Origin of the sequence: Flavonifractor sp. An112 (assembly GCF_904377885.1) — a bacterium.
GTDB classification, from domain to species: Bacteria; Bacillota; Clostridia; order Oscillospirales; family Oscillospiraceae; genus Flavonifractor; species Flavonifractor avicola.
Map to the genome: position 1 here is coordinate 1 of NZ_CAJFGT010000061.1, position 15,381 is coordinate 15,381.

Consider the following 15,381-nt stretch of genomic DNA (forward strand, 5'->3'; position numbering starts at 1 on the left):
GATCACCCCCATCGCCATCGAGAAGGGCCTGCGTTTCGCTATCCGTGAGGGTGGCCGCACCGTGGGTTCCGGCGTTGTTATCGACATCGAGGAGTAATTCTCCTTTTGCAAGAAGACCTGCCGCAAGGCGGGTCTTCTGCATTTAAGAGACTGTCCGCCCGAAGGAAAAGCGCTGTTATCGACATCGAGGAGTAATCTACTCCTTTGAGGAAAGAGCCAGCTTTTAGCTGGCTCTTTCCTTTTTTCAATTAGGAGGGTGTCCGCCCGAAGGAAAGCGTTATTGTCAACATTGAGGAGTCATTTGCTCCTTTCAGAAGAGAGCCAGCGAAACGCTGGCTCTTTTCTTTTGGCACCTTTTGAGGGGCTTGTCTGTATGGAAAAGCTATGATAGAATAGCCGCAGAAAGGAAGTATGTCATGCTAACCAATATCACAAATATTTCTCCCGAAGAAGCCGAAGAGACCATTCAGACCGTAACCGGCTTTTTCAATGACCTGAATCTGCAGAAGATCATTACCATCATTCTGCTCTTTGTGGGCTGCATGGTGGTCATGAAAATCATCCTCCGTCTGACCGACCGGGCCTTCCTCCGTCTAGAGATGGAGAAGAGCCTCCATACCTTTATTCATGCCGCTCTGCGGGTCATTCTGTGGCTCATTACCGTGTGCATCGTGCTGGACTACATCGGCGTGCCTATGACCAGCCTGGTGGCGGTGTTGGGCGTGATCGGTTTGGCCGTATCTCTGGCCATTCAGGGGACCTTGTCCAACCTGGCGGGAGGCATTCAGGTGCTGGTGTCCAAGCCCTTCAAAGCGGGGGACTATGTGGAGGCCGGCGGCGTCAGCGGTACCGTAAAGGAAGTGGGCCTGGCCTATACCAAGCTGAGTACCATCGACAACAAGGTGATTTCGGTACCCAACGGCCAGATCTCCGCTGAAAAGATCATCAACTATACCACGGCGGAGCAGCGGAGGGTGGACTTGAAGTTTACCACCTCCTATGACGATGCGCCAGAAAAGGTGATTGCCGCCATCAAGGGAGTTATCGGCGCCCATCCTAAGGCTCTGTTTACACCGGAACCTTTTGTCCGGGTGTCGGCTTATCTGGACAGCAGCATCGAGTACAGTGTCCGGGTATGGTGCGCTACCGCAGATTATTGGGATCTGTACTACGATCTGCTGGAACAGGTCAAAGCTGCCTTTGACGCCCAGGGCATTGAAATTCCCTACAACCATTTGAATGTGCATCTGATTCGGGAGCAACAACAGGGTGAGTGACAGCGGAAGAGAGTAAGCAGCGGGTGGCTTGCTTCATCTCTATGTGCCTACAAAAAATGGCCGCGAAAGCGGCCATTTTTTGTAGGGTGCCGATGGTTTTAAGCTGCTGCCTCATCTAGCCTGGCATCTCCAGCCCATGGATAAACCCGCCCAGCTGGGGGGAGAGCACATCTCCGCCGATGACGGTATTCTTGTAAATCAGCAGTCCGGCCTGGATGCCGGTTTCCCCTGTAGGGTAGTTGCTGATCTCATAGGTGTACCGCTTGACCCGCTTACCGCAATATTCCGTCAGATCGAAGCCCTGGGAGGATTGGAGCTCCAGGTATTGGGTGTAGCTGTCATCGAAGGACTCTGGAATGAGTAGTTCCTCTACAGCAGAGGGCTCTTGGGAGACCTGCCACCCATAGCTCTCCAGATATGCGATCCGATCCTCATTGGATTTGACGCCGGTGGGACTGACCACGCCGGAGACCGCCGTATCCCGGCCGCCCAAACCTGCTGCAGTCAGCAGGACCCCGCAGACTACCACAGCAGCGGCGGCCACAGCCAGTATAGGCCCTTTACGGACCCTGGCGGTAATAATAAACACAGCGCAACGCCCCTTTCCCAAAGTGCTGATACTCAAAGAGTATGTGCCTATGGTGCCGGTTATGACGGAAAAGGGGAAAGCTGATGAGGAGGTACGTCATTGGAACGTCTGGATAAAATTTTGGCCAATACAGGCCGGTGGTCCCGGAAGGAAGTCCGGGAACTGGTGCGGGCTGGTCGAGTAACGGTAAATGGTGTCCCGGTTCATTCTCCGGAGGAAAAATGGGATCCCGCCGCCGAATTTGCGGTGGACGGTGTTTCCGTTTCCGGGGAGCGCATGGTCTATCTCATGCTCCATAAGCCGGCTGGATTGGTGTCCGCCACCGAGGACCCCAAACAGCCCACGGTGCTGGAACTGCTGCCCGACCACCTAAAACGGGTGGGGCTGTTTCCGGCAGGACGGTTGGACAAGGATACCGAAGGCCTGCTGCTGCTTACCAATGACGGTGTGCTTGCCCACCGGCTGCTGGCGCCCCGACGCCATGTGGATAAGACCTATTTTGTCCAGGTGGAAGGGCAGTTGGATGAGACGGATGTAGAGGCTTTTTCCACCGGCATGACTTTGGGAGACGGGCTGGTGTGTATGCCTGCCGGTCTGGAGGTGCTGGGGCAGCCTGATACTGCCATCGTCACTCTGCGGGAAGGAAAATATCACCAGATCAAGCGGATGCTGGCCAGCCGGGGCAAGCCGGTGCGCTACCTCAAACGCCTTACCATGGGCCCGCTGAAACTGGATCCCGCATTGAAGCGGGGAGAATGGCGACCTCTGACCGAGGAAGAGATGGCGGCATTGCGTCTGGCAGCGGGAGTATGAGCGGAGGTTCTCCCCAGAGTTGGCAATTTTTTGCGTCTTTTAGTCAATATCACCAAAAAACTTTGAAAAAGCTATTGAAAAGAGCAAAAAGAACCGGTATAATAGTGACTGTTGAATGAACAGTTGCGTCAAGAACTGTCTGAAGAGGAAATAGGGCACTCAGCCCGTGTGTGTTGCGTGTAATAGACAGAGTATCCCAAAGTGGGGATTAATATAAGGAGGCATACAACCATGTCCAGCAGAATTTTCCAAAGCGTTGTCTTACAGATGAAAGACAGCACCGAACGGGCCATTGGCGTGATCGATTCTGAGGGAACGGTTGTGGCCTGCAACGAACTCAGCTGTATTGGGGAACACTGGCCTGGTGCAGTTGAGGCGGTAAACCGGGGCGAGGGAGACACCGTCCGCTTTGAGGGCCGTACCTTTAAGGCACTGGCCGGCTGGGGTTCCCAGTTTGACTATGCGGTCTTTGTCAAGGGTGAGGATGCCGAGGCTACTATGGTTTGTTCCATGGCTACGGTGGCCCTCAACGGCGCCAAGACCTATTATGAGGAGAAGCACGATAAGGCTACCTTTGTCAAGAATATTATTTCCGACAATATCCTTTTGGGTGATATCTATGTTCGGGCCAAGGAGTTGCACTTTGTCTCCGAGGCGCCCCGGGCGGTCTTCCTGATCCGTCAGGTGGAGACCACCGATCCGGCCCTCATTGACGTGGTCCACGCCCTGTTCCCCGACAAGCAGGTGGATTTTGTGCTCTCCATCAGCGAGACCGACGTGGCCCTCATCAAGCAGCTCAATGATGGGGCTGAGACCCGGGATCTGCACAAGATCGCCAAGCAGATCGAGGACAAGATCAACGAGGAACTCCATATCCGGGTGGTCATCGGCATCGGTACTATCGTGGGCCATATTCGGGAACTGGCCCGGGCCTACAAGGAGGCCGGTATTGCCATTGATGTGGGCCGGGTGTTCGACACCGAGAAGAGCATCATCAACTACGAGAATCTGGGCATTGGCCGGTTGATCTACCAGCTGCCCACCACTCTGTGCGAGATGTTCCTTCAGGAGGTCTTTAAGAAGAATCCCATCGACGCACTGGATCAGGAGACCCTGTTCACCATCAACAAGTTCTTTGAGAACAACCTGAACGTGTCTGAGACTGCCCGGAAGCTCTTCGTCCACCGGAATACCCTGGTATACCGCCTGGAGAAGATCAAGAAGCTCACCGGCCTGGACCTGCGGGAGTTTGACGATGCCATCACCTTCAAGGTGGCTCTGATGGTTAAGAAGTATCTGATTTCCCGCGGCATCGACAACTAAAAGAAACCATATCAGCCGCAGAGGACGTCGGTGACGACGTCTTCTGCGGCACGTGAGTTTGTCCCCAATCCTGTAAATGAGGTACACAGCGTGATACGTCTGATCGATATTCAAAAGTCCTATGACAACGGGACCAAGGCCCTGAAAGGGGTCAATCTGCGCATTGACGACGGAGAATTCGTCTTTCTGGTGGGTCCTTCCGGCTCCGGTAAATCCACCATTCTGAAGCTGATTACCGCTGAGATCGCCCCCACCGGCGGGCGGCTCATGGTCAACGGCTATAACCTGAACAACATTACGCCTCGGCAGGTGCCCTATATGCGGCGCACGCTGGGGGTTATTTTCCAGGACTTCCGCCTGATCGACAAGAAAACCGTGAAGGAAAACCTGGTCTTTGCCATGCAGGCGGTGGGAGCCTCTTCCCGGGAAATCCGCAAGCGGGTGGCCTATGTGCTGGATCTGGTGGGTCTGCTGGAGAAGGGAGATCAGCGCCCCGACCAGCTCTCCGGCGGTGAGCAGCAGCGTGTGGCCATCGCCCGGGCTCTGGTGAACAATCCCCAGATGATCATTGCCGACGAGCCCACCGGCAACCTGGACCCCATGCGCTCTCTGGAGATCATGATGCTGCTGGAGCGCATCAACGAGCTGGGCACCACCGTGCTGGTGGTCACCCACGAACGGGAACTGGTCAACCGCTTCTCCAAGCGAGTGGTGGCCATCGAAAACGGCAGGATCATCAGCGACGAGACAGGCGGGTATTACAACAATGAGACAACGATATAATTTTGGCTATCTGTTTTCCGAGGGCTTTCACAGTATTTTTACCCACGGATTTATGTCCTTTGCGGCAGTGTGCATGATTGTGTGCTGTCTGCTTATCATGGGTTCCTTCTCTTTGGTGGCGGTAAACGCCCAGCACAACTTCTCCGACCTGGAGCAGGAGAACCAGTTTACCGCGTACATCGATGAGACCCTTTCTCAGGAGGAGGCCCGTGCCCTTCAGGATGATATTGAGGCTGTGCCCAATGTGGCGCGGGCTGAGTTTGTCACCAAGGAAGAGGCCCAGGAAGAATTTGAGGCTGACTATGAGGGCAATCCCCTCTTTGAGGGCCTGCCCTCCAGCGTATACCGGGACCGGTTCCATATCTATCTGGAAGATATCAGCAAGCTGGCTGAGACCGAGACGGCGGTAAAGCAGGTGGCGGGCGTGGCCTCCACCAAGTCTGCCCCTGAGATCGCCGAGGGTTTTACGGTCATCCGCAATATTGCAGGCGGTGTGGCCCTGATCCTGGTGGCTATTCTGCTGCTGGTGAGCCTGTTTATCATCTCCAATACCATCAAGCTGGCCACCTTTAACCGGCGGGAGGAGATCGCCATCATGAAGATGTGCGGCGCTACCAATGCCTTTGTGCGCTGGCCCTTTGTCTTTGAAGGTATGATCCTGGGCGTCACCGGCGCGGTGGTTGGCTTCTTCCTCCAGTGGGGCGTATATACCCTGGTCAGCCGTGCCATCGGCGGTACGGACACCATTGATCTCATCAAGGTGCTGCCGTTCCAGCCCATGGCCCTGTGGGTGTTTGGGGCCTTCCTGATTACCGGTCTGCTCATCGGTGTGGTGGGCTCCATGTTGGCCATCCGTAAGTTCCTGCAGGTGTGATCCACCTGCGTCATCCGGAATAAGGAGACCTTATGAGACGGAAACATCCCAGACTCCGGCTTTTGTGCGGGGTGCTGGTTCTGGCATTATGTACATCGGCTGCCACCCAGGCGGGAGCGGTGACTCAGAGCGAGATCGACGCGCTGAAAAAAGAACAGCAGGAAAGTCAGGCCAAGCAAGCGGCGCTGAAGGACCAGCTGTCCGATATCAAAGAGGACCAGGCCGCCGCGCAGCAGAAGCGGCAGATTCTGACCCAGCAGTTGGACGCCATCAACGCTGAGATTGCCAACATCGATGCCCAGATCTCCTACTATGACGGAGAGATCGCCCAGAAAGAAGTGGAGCGGAAAGAAGCGGAGGCCCGGGAGGCGGAGCAGTACGACCTGTTCTGCCAGCGGGTACGGATGATGGAGGAACAGGGAACGGTGTCCTACTGGTCCATCCTCTTCAACGCCGACAGCTTTTCTGATCTGCTGGATCGCATCGCTGACGTGGACGCGGTGATGGCCTATGACAACCAGATTATGGACCAGCTTGTCGCCACCCGGCAGGAGCTGGAGCGGGTCCAGGGAGAACTGGAGAGTGCCCGAGCCGAGGAGCAGGAGGCCCGTGACCAGCAGGAAGCGAAAAAGGCGGAGCAGCAGGCCAAGGTGGCAGAAGCCCAGAAGCTGCTGGATCAGATCAACGCGGATGCCGCCGAGGTCAACCGGCAGCTGGAGGCAGAGGATGCCGCCGCTGCCAGCATTCAGGCTGAGATCACCCGAAAGCAGAAACAGCTGGAGGAGGAGCGGAAACAGCAGAATGTGACCCTGACGCCCACCGGTTCGGGATACCAGTGGCCCCTGCCCAGCAGCTGTCTGACCCTCACCTCTGCCTTTGGCTATCGCATTCATCCCATCAGCGGCCAGGCCCACAGCCATACCGGCATTGATGTGTCGGCGGCAGGAGGCACCCCCATCTATGCCACCAAGGGCGGGCAGGTCATCATGTCGGAGTATGGCTCCGGCGCCAACTGGTCCTACGGTAACTTTGTGGTCATCGACCATGGAGATGGCACCACCAGCCTGTATGCTCATATGAGTTCCCGGGCGGTGAGCGAAGGGCAGATGGTAAACCAGGGCCAGACCATCGGCTATGTGGGCAATACAGGCAATTCCAAAGGCAATCACTTGCATCTGGAGGTGCGGGTTGGCGGTCGGCGAGTGGACCCGGAGGGCTGCTTCCCCGGCTTGTCCAATTCCTTTATTCGGGCCTATAATTGGTAAGCGACAGACCTACGGCACAGACAGATAAGGAGAAAAATTGTGGAAAAAAGCGGAAAGAAAACCAATCAGAAAAACTCCACAAAGAAGGTAGAACCCCGGCGCGTGGTAGTGGGTGTCCTGGCAGCGGTATTGGCGCTGCTGATGCTGCTGCCCATGGTCAGCATGATCATCAGCAGCGCAGGAGCTGTGACCCAGAGTGAGATCGATGCTCTGAAAAAGGAGCAGGAGGAGAGTCAGGCCAAACAGGATGCCCTGAAAGATCAGCTGGCTGATCTTGAGGCCGATCAGGCTGCTGCCCAGGAAAAGCGACAGCTGCTGACCGAGCAGCTCAATGCCATCAACGCTGAGATTGCCAACATCGACGCCCAGATCTCCTACTATGACGGAGAGATCGCGCAGAAGGAAGCGGAGCGGAAAGAGGCGGAGGCCCGGGAGGCGGAACAGTACGACCTGTTCTGCCAGCGGGTGCGGATGATGGAGGAGCAGGGGACAGTGTCCTACTGGTCTATCCTCTTCAACGCCGAGAGTTTTTCCGACCTGCTGGACCGCATTGCCGATGTGGATGCGGTCATGGCATACGACAATGAGGTCATGGACCAGCTGATTGCTACCCGAGAGGAGTTGGAGCGGGTCCAGGGCGAGCTGGAGAGTGCACGGGCAGAGGAGCAGGCAGCCAAGGAACAGCAGGAGGCCAAGAAGGCCGAACAGCAGGCCAAGGTGGCTGAGGCTCAGGCCCTTGTGGATCAGATCAACGCGGATACAGCCGAGGTTAACCGCCAACTGGATGCGGAGAGCGCCGCAGCTTCTGAGATCCAGGCAGAGATCGCCCGGAAACAGAAGCAGCTGGAGGAGGAGCGGAAGCAGAACAATATCGTGATCTCCTCGGAGACCGGCTATCTGTGGCCTCTGCCCGGATATTACCGTCTCAGCTCTCTGTTTGGTTACCGCATCCACCCCATCACCGGTGTGGCCCACAGTCACACCGGCATTGATATCCCCGCGTCGGGTGGAACGCCTATTCTGGCTGCCAAGAGCGGGCAGGTGGTCACCTCCGCCTATCACTACTCCTACGGCAACTATGTGGTCATCGACCACGGCAACGGTAACTCTACCCTGTATGCCCATATGAGTTCCCGTGCGGTGAGCGAGGGCCAGATGGTAACCCAGGGGCAGGTGATCGGCTATGTGGGTACCACCGGCAGTTCTACCGGCAATCATCTCCACTTTGAAGTGCGGGACAACTATACGCGGGTGGATCCGGAGAGCAAATTCCCGTCGCTGAATTTGACTCCCCCGTGGTAAAATTGAATGGTACATGAGGGCGGAGGGGGCAACCCCTCCGCCCTTCTTTGCTTATTACGTTCAGAAAGGAAATGATACAGTATGCGAACCAAACGCTTCTCCGCCCTCCATCTGATCATCCTGCTGCCGGTCACCATGCTCCTGACGGCAGGGGTGCTGCTGGCTGTTTTCTATGGGATCTTCGGCAAGGAGGGCCTGTCCCTGTTGGAGGGCCTCTACTTGGTCAACAGCCGGTTTGTGGGAGAGTACGATGAGACGCAGGTGGTGGATTCTGCCCTGAGCGGTATGGTGGACGGTCTGGGAGACCGGTGGAGCTACTACCTCACAGAGGAGGAGTATGAGGCACAGAACCAGCGCCGCACCAACCAGTATGTGGGCATCGGCGTTACAGTGAACTATGAGTCGGAAGATGGCCTGACCATTGTAGAGGTAACAGAAGGCGGTCCTGCAGAGGCTGCCGGCCTCCAGGGCGGTGAAGTGATTACCGCGGTGGACGGCTTCTCTCTGGCCGGTGAGGCCCGCTATGAGGGTGCTGAGCGTATCCAGGGCGAGGAGGGGACAACTGTTACCCTGGAGGTCCTGGGAACGGACGGGGAGACCCGTACGGTGGAGGTGACCCGGGCCAGCCTGGACAGCGATCCGGTCACAGCCAAGATGCTGGAGGGCAATGTGGGCTATGTTGCCCTGGCCAATTTCTACGACCACAGCGCTGACCGATTGAAGGAAGAGGTGACCCGTCTCCAGGAAGAGGGCGCCGAGGCGCTGGTATTTGATATGCGCAACAACGGCGGTGGTTACCTCAGTGAGCTGACCGAAATGCTGGACTTCCTGCTGCCCGAGGGACCCATTTTCATCAGCAGGGACCGGGCAGGCAATGAGGAGGTTACCCAGTCGGATGCCGCCTGTGTGGATCTGCCCATGGCAGTGCTGGTCAATGCCAATACCTACTCTGCCGCTGAGTTCTTTGCTGCCGAACTCCAGGAGCAGGGAGTGGCGGTCATTGTGGGCGAACCCACCAGCGGGAAGGGGTATTCTCAGCAGACCTTCGCCCTGCCCCACGGCGGCGCTATGGCCATCTCTACCGGGGCCTATTTTACCGGCAACGGTACGTCGCTGATCGGGACCGGTTTGACTCTGGATCGGGAGGTCTATCTCACCGATGAGGGAGATGCCCAGCTGGAGGCGGCTCTGGACCTGCTGGAGCAAAACTAACAGGAAACGGGCCTTCCGCAACATCATGTTGCGGAAGGCCCGTTTTAAAATGGCGCTTAGGTGTGATCTTTGTCCCGCAGGTCCCGGAAGAGCAGAGAAATACACCAGATAGCCGCCAGACCAACCAGGGTAAAGATCACGCGGCTGAAGGTGCTGGACTGTCCTCCGAAGAGAAAGCCTACCAGGTCAAACTGAAAAATGCCGATGCTGCCCCAGTTGAGTCCGCCGATGATGGCAAGGACCAGGGCGATCTTGTCCAGGAACATAGGATATGCTGCCTCCTCCAAATTGAGATACCGCTGTTAGCATATCCTGTTTTGTGTGCAATATTCAAAAAATTTAAATGCCGCCATTTAGCTGCCTAAGAGCTTGCCCAGCCAGCTGCGTTTCAGCTTCACCGCCTTGTGGGGGCACAACTCATGACAGCAGTAGCAGCGGATACAGGAGCGGGGGTGGATCTTGGCTGTGCCGTCGGGGCCGGTCATGGTGATGGCTTTGCCGGGACAGGCGTTTTTGCAGATGGCGCACCCCACGCATACCTTGGACTGTACCATGGGAGTCTGGGACAGCAGGCTCTTACACAGCCGCCCGGCGGCGCCGGTGAGGGGGCCCAGAAATTCCATCAGGTTGCTTCGCACATTGGCAGGAAATCTGTAGTCCGGGATACGCAGGTCCTCCAGACGGGCGCCGATCAGCTCCACATCCTCCAAACGGGTGGGAGACAGCCCCCGGGCCTCCGCTGCCAGCAAAACGGGGTTGCTGTTTCGGGGCAGCCCCATGATCTCCCCGGCGATCACATCCAGAGCCAGAGGATTATCAGAGAGCAGCAGCAGGCCTACCTGTCTGGGCGTACCGGAGGAGCCGGGACCTTCCCCCTCCATGGCCAGAACGGCGTCCATGACGCTGAGGCGGGGCTTCATAAAGCCAATGAGATCCAACAGCACCTGGGCAAACTGGGCCTGATCCGGGTGAGAGCCATGGAAACCCACCTTGGTCAGGCCGGGGATGAGACCGAAGCTGTTTTTGACCGCGCCGGTCATGCCCATAAAGACATGGGTCTTCATTTTGCACAGATCAAAGATGCCGTCACAGTCCAGAGCGGGGGAGATGATTTCGGCCTGCCGGACCACCTTTCCCTCCGGCAGCTCTACTAAACGGGCGGAGGGGTCCATGCAGACCTCGCCACCGGACTCCTGAGCAGCCTGGGCCGCACCGGTCTTTTCGTACAGATTGCGGAGTACCGATTCCTTTTGAAGCGCGCCGCCGGGACTGTCTGCGATGACGGCAGTGCCCCCGGCCTCCCGGATCAGCTTGGCAATAGCGCCGATCACCGCCGGGTGGGTGCAAACCGCTGCCTCCGGCGGGACAGGGCGGAGCAGATTGGCCTTCAGCAGGATGCGCTCACCCGGCTGGACAAACCGGGAAATTCCGCCCATCCGCTCCACCGTTTTCCGCAGCGCAGTCTCCGCTTTGGCGTAATCGGTGCAGGAGACGACGTAAACCTGGTTTCCCATCACGCCAGAGACTTGGGCCCGAAGCCGTGGGGGAGCAGCTCATGGAGGGGCAGACGAACAAAGTCCCGGTCAGAGCGGCCCACCAGCACCGTCAGGTCGGGAGCAAATTCGTAAAGCATCTGACGGCAGGCACCGCAGGGCCAGCAGTAGTCGGCAGAGTTGCCCACCACAGCCAGCCGGACAAAGTCATCCCGGTGGCCCTCGCTCACCGCCTTGACCAGAGCGGTACGCTCGGCGCAGATGGTGGAGCCGTAGGCGGCGTTTTCCACATTACAGCCGGTGAATACCGTCCCGTCGGCGCACAGCAGGGCGGCGCCCACAGGAAAATGAGAGTAGGGGACATAGGAGCGTTCCAACATGGTAAAGGCCAGATCCACCAGTTCCCGGTCGGTCATAGCAATCCCTCCTGACAAATAAAAAGGTGGTAAAATGAGATTGGGTTCTCATTTTACCACCTTTTTTCAGGTGTGACAACTACCATTCATACCTTTCCGGGAAAGGGGACCCGGTGGACCAGCAGAATGGAGACTCCGCCGGTGACCGTTCCGGTGATGAGAGAGCACAGCAGCAGGGGGGGCAGATAAACCAGAGGAGCGGGAGTGCCCAACACGACCATAGCAGCCAGGATCTGTCCGGTATTGTGAGCGGCAGCGCCGGCAATGGACACGCCGAACAGGGACAGGCCGGGCAGCCGCAGCAGCAGGGCCATGACACCAAGGGCCAGCAGACCGCCGGTGAGAGAGAAGGCCAGTGCCATCAGGTTGCCTCCCAGCAGGGAACCCAGCAGACAGCGGGCAATGAGAATCAGCAGAGCCTCCCGACCGGACAGACGGCACAGGGCGTACACGGTGACCAGATTGGCCAGGCCAAGCCGCAGGCCGGGAAGGGGGAAAAGAATGGTCAGTGGGACCAGGCCCTCCGCCACGGAGAGAGCCAGGGCCAGGGCCGTGAGGACTGCCGAGCGGGTGAGCCGTCGGAGGGAAACAGACACAGGCGAACCTCCTTCCAGGAAAAAAGAAACGCAGGTGGGGAACTTTTCAGCCTGTTACCGCGTCAAAGGGTTCAGGCTCCGTACCGGACAGGGAGATGACCAGCCGATTGGGCAGACAGATGATCTGCTGCCCCGGGCGGCTGATCCAGCCGGTACGCACACAGTCCTGACTGGGACAGTCGCTGTGTTCAATACAGATACGGCCCTGTTCCGCCCGGATGGTGAGGGGGTAGGCTGCCCCTTCCACATCCAGCGTAACCGGCTGGGACAGCTGATCCAGGCGATACTGGGCCACTGTCTCGCCATCCAGGGTGATGACGGCGGTGACGGCGCTGCCCTCTGCAGGGCGCAGCAGGAATACCAGAAGTACCGCGAAAGCCACTACAGCCAGTACGACCAGACCGTCCCACAGGGTGGGACGGCGGCGATCAGCGGCGGGCGATCTCATAGGTATACCCCCGATCCTCGCCGGCGGGGCGGTAGCCCGCCTCCAGACCTTCGGTGACGATTACCTTATTGTCCTGCGTATACAGCACCAACTCAAAATCATCCCTGCTGCGCCAGAAGTCCAGCGCCTCCTCCGGACCGGCTACAAACAGGGTGGTGGAGAGAGCGTCGGCCAGCATATGGTCGGAGGAAATCACCGTCACGGACAAAAGACCGCTGTCGGCGGGATAGCCGGTTTTGGGATCGATGATGTGGTGATAGGTCTGACCGTTTTCCTCAAAATAGCGCTCATACCCGCCGGAGGTGGAGGCGGTTTGATCTGCCAGAGAGAGGACGCACAGAGCCTCCGAGGTGTTCTGCGGGTCTTTGACCGCCACCTGCCAGGCGGAACCATCCAGCTTACTGCCGATGGCGGTGACGTTGCCGCCCAGATCCAGCAGAGCGGAAGTAACGCCATACTCTCGCAGCACGGCGTCCGCCCGGCCGGCGGCAAAGCCTTTGGCCACTGCGCCCAGGTCTACTTCCATACCTGCCTGCTTAAGTCGGGCAGAGGAGGAGGCCTCATCCACAATGAGGGCTTCGCTGTTCACCAGAGACATAGCGTCGGCCAGAGCCTCAGCTGAAGGAACGTGGCGCTCCTCCTTGGTAAAGCCCCAGGCGTCCATCACAGGCGCGATGGTGATATCAAAGCAGCCGGGCAGCAGCTGGGAAACTGATTTGGCAAAGGACAGCAGATCTGCCACCTCGGCATCCAAAGAGATCAGGGTACCGTCTCCGGCATGGCTGTTGAGAAGAGAGATCTGGCTGTCCGGATTGGTGCGGGAAAGCAGCTTGTCCAGACGTTCGACCTCCTGCCGGGCGGCCTGGATGGCATCTTCGCCGCCTTCGTTATATACACGGATGGACATGACGGTGTCCATGGAAAAGAACTGGACCTGTGCAGGTTCTGCATCGGCAGAGGGGGCGGTGCAGCCAGCCAGGAAAAGCAGGCAGCAAAGGAAAGGAAGAAAACGCTTCATGATTGACTCCATTCTGCATGGTGCGGCTCCGCCAAAGACCGATGGCGCCGCGGTTTCGGACTTTTTTGCAGACCTTATTCTAGCATAGTTTTTCACGATTGAAAAGAGAAAAGGGATTCTTGACTTGCAATATGCGGCAGATTCTGATAAACTATATGGGATTGATGATTCAGGGTTGTTCGCCATATCTGCCGAACACTTTGCCACAGGAGATGGATACATGAATAAGAAAGAACAACAGAAAGCCCAGCGCGCACGGGAAGAAGACATCGTTCTGACTAAGGTCCTCTGGTGGATTCTGGGCGCTGTGGTGCTGGAGGCTCTGCTCCTTCTGCTGAACAAGGTATATGTAAACTTTACCACTGAACAGGTCTATATTGCGGTAGCCCTTCAGGGAATGTTCAATGTATTGTCCATTGTACTGCCGATCTGCTTCGTGGTTTTGCTGATTTGGACCCTGGTATTCTGGCGTGCAGGCCGTTCTCTTTGTCTGCCGGGGGTCCTGACCGGGATTTCTCTGGTGCTGGCCGTGTGTGCGGTGGTCATTCATTACTTCTATGACAAGGGCATCAATTTCCTGTACATCGCGGTGCCTGCGGTAGCCGTGCTGGCGCTGATTTACTATCTCTACCAGCGGGAATTTTTCTTTGCTGCGGTACTCGGTGCTTTGGGTCTGCTGGGCGTTAAAGTTGCTGCTCAGGCTGCCAGCAGTCCCCTGGTGGGATATGGCTATCTGTCTGTACTGGCCGTGATCGTTGTGGTCGCCGCCGTGTGCTTCCGGATGCTCCAGGCCCATAAGGGCGTGTGGAACATCAAAGGCAAGAGCAAGGAAATCCTGCCCAAGAACGCGAACTACGCCATGCTCTATGTGACCTGTGCCCTGGTCGCCGTGGTGGTAATCGCGGCGTGTGTGCTGGGGGCCCTGGCACTGCTGTACGGTGTATTGGTAGCCTGGCTGCTGATCTTGGCGGTCTACTACACTGTGCGTCTCATGTGATTGGGTGAAAGAATAAAAAAGCCCGGTTCGGCAAAGGCCGAACCGGGCTTTTTTATTACAGAAGAGCCAGACCGTTGATGACCAGCTTGAACTGGAGACGCAGGTGCTCGGCCGCCCGGCGGCACAGAAGCATCCGCTCTAAAAAGATCTCGAAGTAGTCCATAACAGCACAGAACTCTGTATTGATGGTCAGAGTCAGGGTAATGGTACCCGCATCCTTGTCCAGCGAAAGATCGGAACGCTCGGCGGCGTAGTTGACCCGATCATGGATGTCAAAGCTTTGGTGCTCCTTGTTGCGGACCCGGCTGCGGCGCACGTCTGTCTTGTCAGCAAGGAGCAGGGCGGCGGCCACAGGATTGACCGGGAAGGCGGTAGAGTCGTCGTGATGGCCGATGGCGGTGATGACAGCGGCTACATCTGCCGGTTCCATTCCCATCTTGTCCAAAATGCGAAAGGCCATAACTGCGCCGGTTTGGGCGTGATCGTGGCGGTTGACCACGTTGCCGATGTCGTGCATAAAACCAGCAATGCGGGCCAGTTCCTGCTGATGAGCATCATAACCAAGCTGTACCAGAATGTCAGCAGCAACCTCAGCGCAGCGTGTCACATGGGCAAAGCTGTGTTCTGTAAAACCCAGTGCCGACAGCGAATGGTCGGCCTGTGTGATATAGGTGCGGATCTCTTCCGACTGGCGTACCATCTGATAACTGATTTTCATACCGGGATTTCCTCCTCTGCCAGATAGCCTGCTCTCTCATCATAACCAAGGAAGGCCTGTTTTGCAAGTTGGAGAAAATTTTTTCTGGACTGTGCAAAAAAGCGTTGACAAATAGCAAATGGTATGCTACTATATTCTGGCTGACGTACTTAACAACAGTCAGCGCCCATGCGGGTGTAGTTCAATGGTAGAATCCCAGCCTTCCAAGCTGGTCGCGTGGGTTCGATTCCCATCACCCGCTCCATACGCGCCTGTAG

The 15,381-nt window shown here is 57.2% G+C and carries 18 protein-coding genes and 1 tRNA gene; 11 read left to right on the forward strand and 8 right to left on the reverse strand.

What is annotated here, in order from left to right:
- The coding region (locus tag IHN22_RS09615; protein WP_191435007.1) for a hypothetical protein at window positions 1–97 on the forward strand (97 nt) is incomplete at its 5' end.
- A gap of 319 nt (window positions 98–416) precedes the next feature.
- Window positions 417–1,277, forward strand: coding sequence for a mechanosensitive ion channel family protein (locus tag IHN22_RS09620; protein WP_087328858.1), 861 nt, complete (start codon window positions 417–419; stop codon window positions 1,275–1,277).
- Between the two features lie 115 nt (window positions 1,278–1,392).
- On the opposite strand, the gene IHN22_RS09625 is transcribed toward IHN22_RS09620, so the two are convergent.
- Window positions 1,393–1,866 (reverse strand): DUF4830 domain-containing protein, encoded by a 474-nt coding sequence (locus tag IHN22_RS09625; protein ID WP_087187748.1) that lies wholly within the window; start codon window positions 1,864–1,866, stop codon window positions 1,393–1,395.
- A gap of 99 nt (window positions 1,867–1,965) precedes the next feature.
- On the opposite strand from IHN22_RS09625, the gene IHN22_RS09630 reads away from it, so the two are divergent.
- The 7 genes from IHN22_RS09630 (at window position 1,966) to IHN22_RS09660 (ending at window position 9,438) form a co-directional block, all read left to right on the forward strand.
- The gene (locus tag IHN22_RS09630; protein ID WP_191435008.1) at window positions 1,966–2,679 is read left to right on the forward strand and encodes a pseudouridine synthase; all 714 of its coding nucleotides are present in this window, start codon (window positions 1,966–1,968) and stop codon (window positions 2,677–2,679) included.
- A 231-nt stretch (window positions 2,680–2,910) separates the two neighbouring features.
- Window positions 2,911–4,002 carry a PucR family transcriptional regulator gene (locus tag IHN22_RS09635; protein ID WP_087187750.1) on the forward strand — a complete coding sequence of 364 codons (1,092 nt, stop codon included), beginning with the start codon at window positions 2,911–2,913 and terminating at the stop codon, window positions 4,000–4,002.
- Window positions 4,003–4,092: 90 nt separating this feature from the next.
- Entirely contained in the window at window positions 4,093–4,785 is a 693-nt protein-coding gene (gene ftsE / locus IHN22_RS09640; protein ID WP_087187751.1) for a cell division ATP-binding protein FtsE, read from the forward strand.
- Window positions 4,769–5,659 (forward strand): permease-like cell division protein FtsX, encoded by an 891-nt coding sequence (ftsX, locus tag IHN22_RS09645; RefSeq protein WP_087266772.1) that lies wholly within the window; start codon window positions 4,769–4,771, stop codon window positions 5,657–5,659. Before ftsE ends, ftsX begins: the two co-directional genes overlap by 17 nt.
- A 32-nt stretch (window positions 5,660–5,691) precedes the next feature.
- Window positions 5,692–6,924: a murein hydrolase activator EnvC family protein gene (locus IHN22_RS09650; RefSeq protein WP_191435010.1), complete on the forward strand. Its 1,233-nt coding sequence runs from the start codon at window positions 5,692–5,694 to the stop codon at window positions 6,922–6,924.
- A gap of 39 nt (window positions 6,925–6,963) precedes the next feature.
- Entirely contained in the window at window positions 6,964–8,226 is a 1,263-nt protein-coding gene (locus IHN22_RS09655) for a murein hydrolase activator EnvC family protein (protein ID WP_300986260.1), read from the forward strand.
- Window positions 8,227–8,307: 81 nt separating this feature from the next.
- Window positions 8,308–9,438: a S41 family peptidase gene (locus IHN22_RS09660; protein WP_191435012.1), complete on the forward strand. Its 1,131-nt coding sequence runs from the start codon at window positions 8,308–8,310 to the stop codon at window positions 9,436–9,438.
- 56 nt (window positions 9,439–9,494) lie between these two features.
- On the opposite strand, the gene IHN22_RS09665 is transcribed toward IHN22_RS09660, so the two are convergent.
- The 6 genes from IHN22_RS09665 to IHN22_RS09690 form a co-directional block, all read right to left on the reverse strand.
- Entirely contained in the window at window positions 9,495–9,704 is a 210-nt protein-coding gene (locus IHN22_RS09665; RefSeq protein ID WP_087187755.1) for a DUF378 domain-containing protein, read from the reverse strand.
- An 87-nt stretch (window positions 9,705–9,791) separates the two neighbouring features.
- Entirely contained in the window at window positions 9,792–10,952 is a 1,161-nt protein-coding gene (locus IHN22_RS09670) for a DUF362 domain-containing protein (protein WP_300986263.1), read from the reverse strand.
- Window positions 10,952–11,347 carry a cytidine deaminase gene (gene cdd, locus IHN22_RS09675; RefSeq protein WP_087266760.1) on the reverse strand — a complete coding sequence of 132 codons (396 nt, stop codon included), beginning with the start codon at window positions 11,345–11,347 and terminating at the stop codon, window positions 10,952–10,954. The genes IHN22_RS09670 and cdd overlap by 1 nt, the downstream gene beginning before the upstream one ends.
- Before the next feature lie 86 nt (window positions 11,348–11,433).
- A complete protein-coding gene (locus IHN22_RS09680; protein ID WP_087388261.1) occupies window positions 11,434–11,943 on the reverse strand; it encodes a Gx transporter family protein in 510 nt (169 codons plus the stop codon).
- Window positions 11,944–11,989: 46 nt separating this feature from the next.
- Complete coding sequence (locus tag IHN22_RS09685) at window positions 11,990–12,391, reverse strand: NusG domain II-containing protein (protein WP_087187759.1); 402 nt, start codon at window positions 12,389–12,391, stop codon at window positions 11,990–11,992.
- Window positions 12,372–13,409 carry an FAD:protein FMN transferase gene (locus tag IHN22_RS09690; RefSeq protein ID WP_191435015.1) on the reverse strand — a complete coding sequence of 346 codons (1,038 nt, stop codon included), beginning with the start codon at window positions 13,407–13,409 and terminating at the stop codon, window positions 12,372–12,374. The genes IHN22_RS09685 and IHN22_RS09690 overlap by 20 nt, the downstream gene beginning before the upstream one ends.
- Window positions 13,410–13,629: 220 nt before the next feature.
- Between IHN22_RS09690 and IHN22_RS09695 the strand changes: the two genes are divergently transcribed.
- On the forward strand, window positions 13,630–14,406 hold the full coding sequence (locus IHN22_RS09695) for a hypothetical protein (RefSeq protein ID WP_191435017.1): 777 nt from the start codon (window positions 13,630–13,632) through the stop codon (window positions 14,404–14,406).
- 55 nt (window positions 14,407–14,461) lie between these two features.
- On the opposite strand, the gene IHN22_RS09700 is transcribed toward IHN22_RS09695, so the two are convergent.
- Complete coding sequence (locus IHN22_RS09700; protein ID WP_191435018.1) at window positions 14,462–15,124, reverse strand: HD domain-containing protein; 663 nt, start codon at window positions 15,122–15,124, stop codon at window positions 14,462–14,464.
- A gap of 170 nt (window positions 15,125–15,294) precedes the next feature.
- Here IHN22_RS09700 and IHN22_RS09705 point away from each other — a divergent pair.
- A tRNA-Gly gene (locus IHN22_RS09705) sits at window positions 15,295–15,368 on the forward strand.
- The last annotated feature ends 13 nt before the right edge of the window (window positions 15,369–15,381 follow it).

Excerpts from the sequence above, each read along its gene's own strand:
- IHN22_RS09620 (WP_087328858.1), top strand. The coding sequence starts at position 417 with ATGCTAACCAATATCACAAATATTTCTCCCGAAGAAGCCGAAGAGACC.
- IHN22_RS09635 (WP_087187750.1), top strand. The coding sequence starts at position 2,911 with ATGTCCAGCAGAATTTTCCAAAGCGTTGTCTTACAGATGAAAGACAGC.
- ftsX (WP_087266772.1), top strand. The coding sequence starts at position 4,769 with ATGAGACAACGATATAATTTTGGCTATCTGTTTTCCGAGGGCTTTCAC.
- IHN22_RS09650 (WP_191435010.1), top strand. The coding sequence starts at position 5,692 with ATGAGACGGAAACATCCCAGACTCCGGCTTTTGTGCGGGGTGCTGGTT.
- IHN22_RS09660 (WP_191435012.1), top strand. The coding sequence starts at position 8,308 with ATGCGAACCAAACGCTTCTCCGCCCTCCATCTGATCATCCTGCTGCCG.
- IHN22_RS09665 (WP_087187755.1), bottom strand. The coding sequence starts at position 9,704 with ATGTTCCTGGACAAGATCGCCCTGGTCCTTGCCATCATCGGCGGACTC.
- IHN22_RS09670 (WP_300986263.1), bottom strand. The coding sequence starts at position 10,952 with ATGGGAAACCAGGTTTACGTCGTCTCCTGCACCGATTACGCCAAAGCG.
- cdd (WP_087266760.1), bottom strand. The coding sequence starts at position 11,347 with ATGACCGACCGGGAACTGGTGGATCTGGCCTTTACCATGTTGGAACGC.
- IHN22_RS09685 (WP_087187759.1), bottom strand. The coding sequence starts at position 12,391 with ATGAGATCGCCCGCCGCTGATCGCCGCCGTCCCACCCTGTGGGACGGT.
- IHN22_RS09690 (WP_191435015.1), bottom strand. The coding sequence starts at position 13,409 with ATGAAGCGTTTTCTTCCTTTCCTTTGCTGCCTGCTTTTCCTGGCTGGC.
- IHN22_RS09695 (WP_191435017.1), top strand. The coding sequence starts at position 13,630 with ATGAATAAGAAAGAACAACAGAAAGCCCAGCGCGCACGGGAAGAAGAC.
- IHN22_RS09700 (WP_191435018.1), bottom strand. The coding sequence starts at position 15,124 with ATGAAAATCAGTTATCAGATGGTACGCCAGTCGGAAGAGATCCGCACC.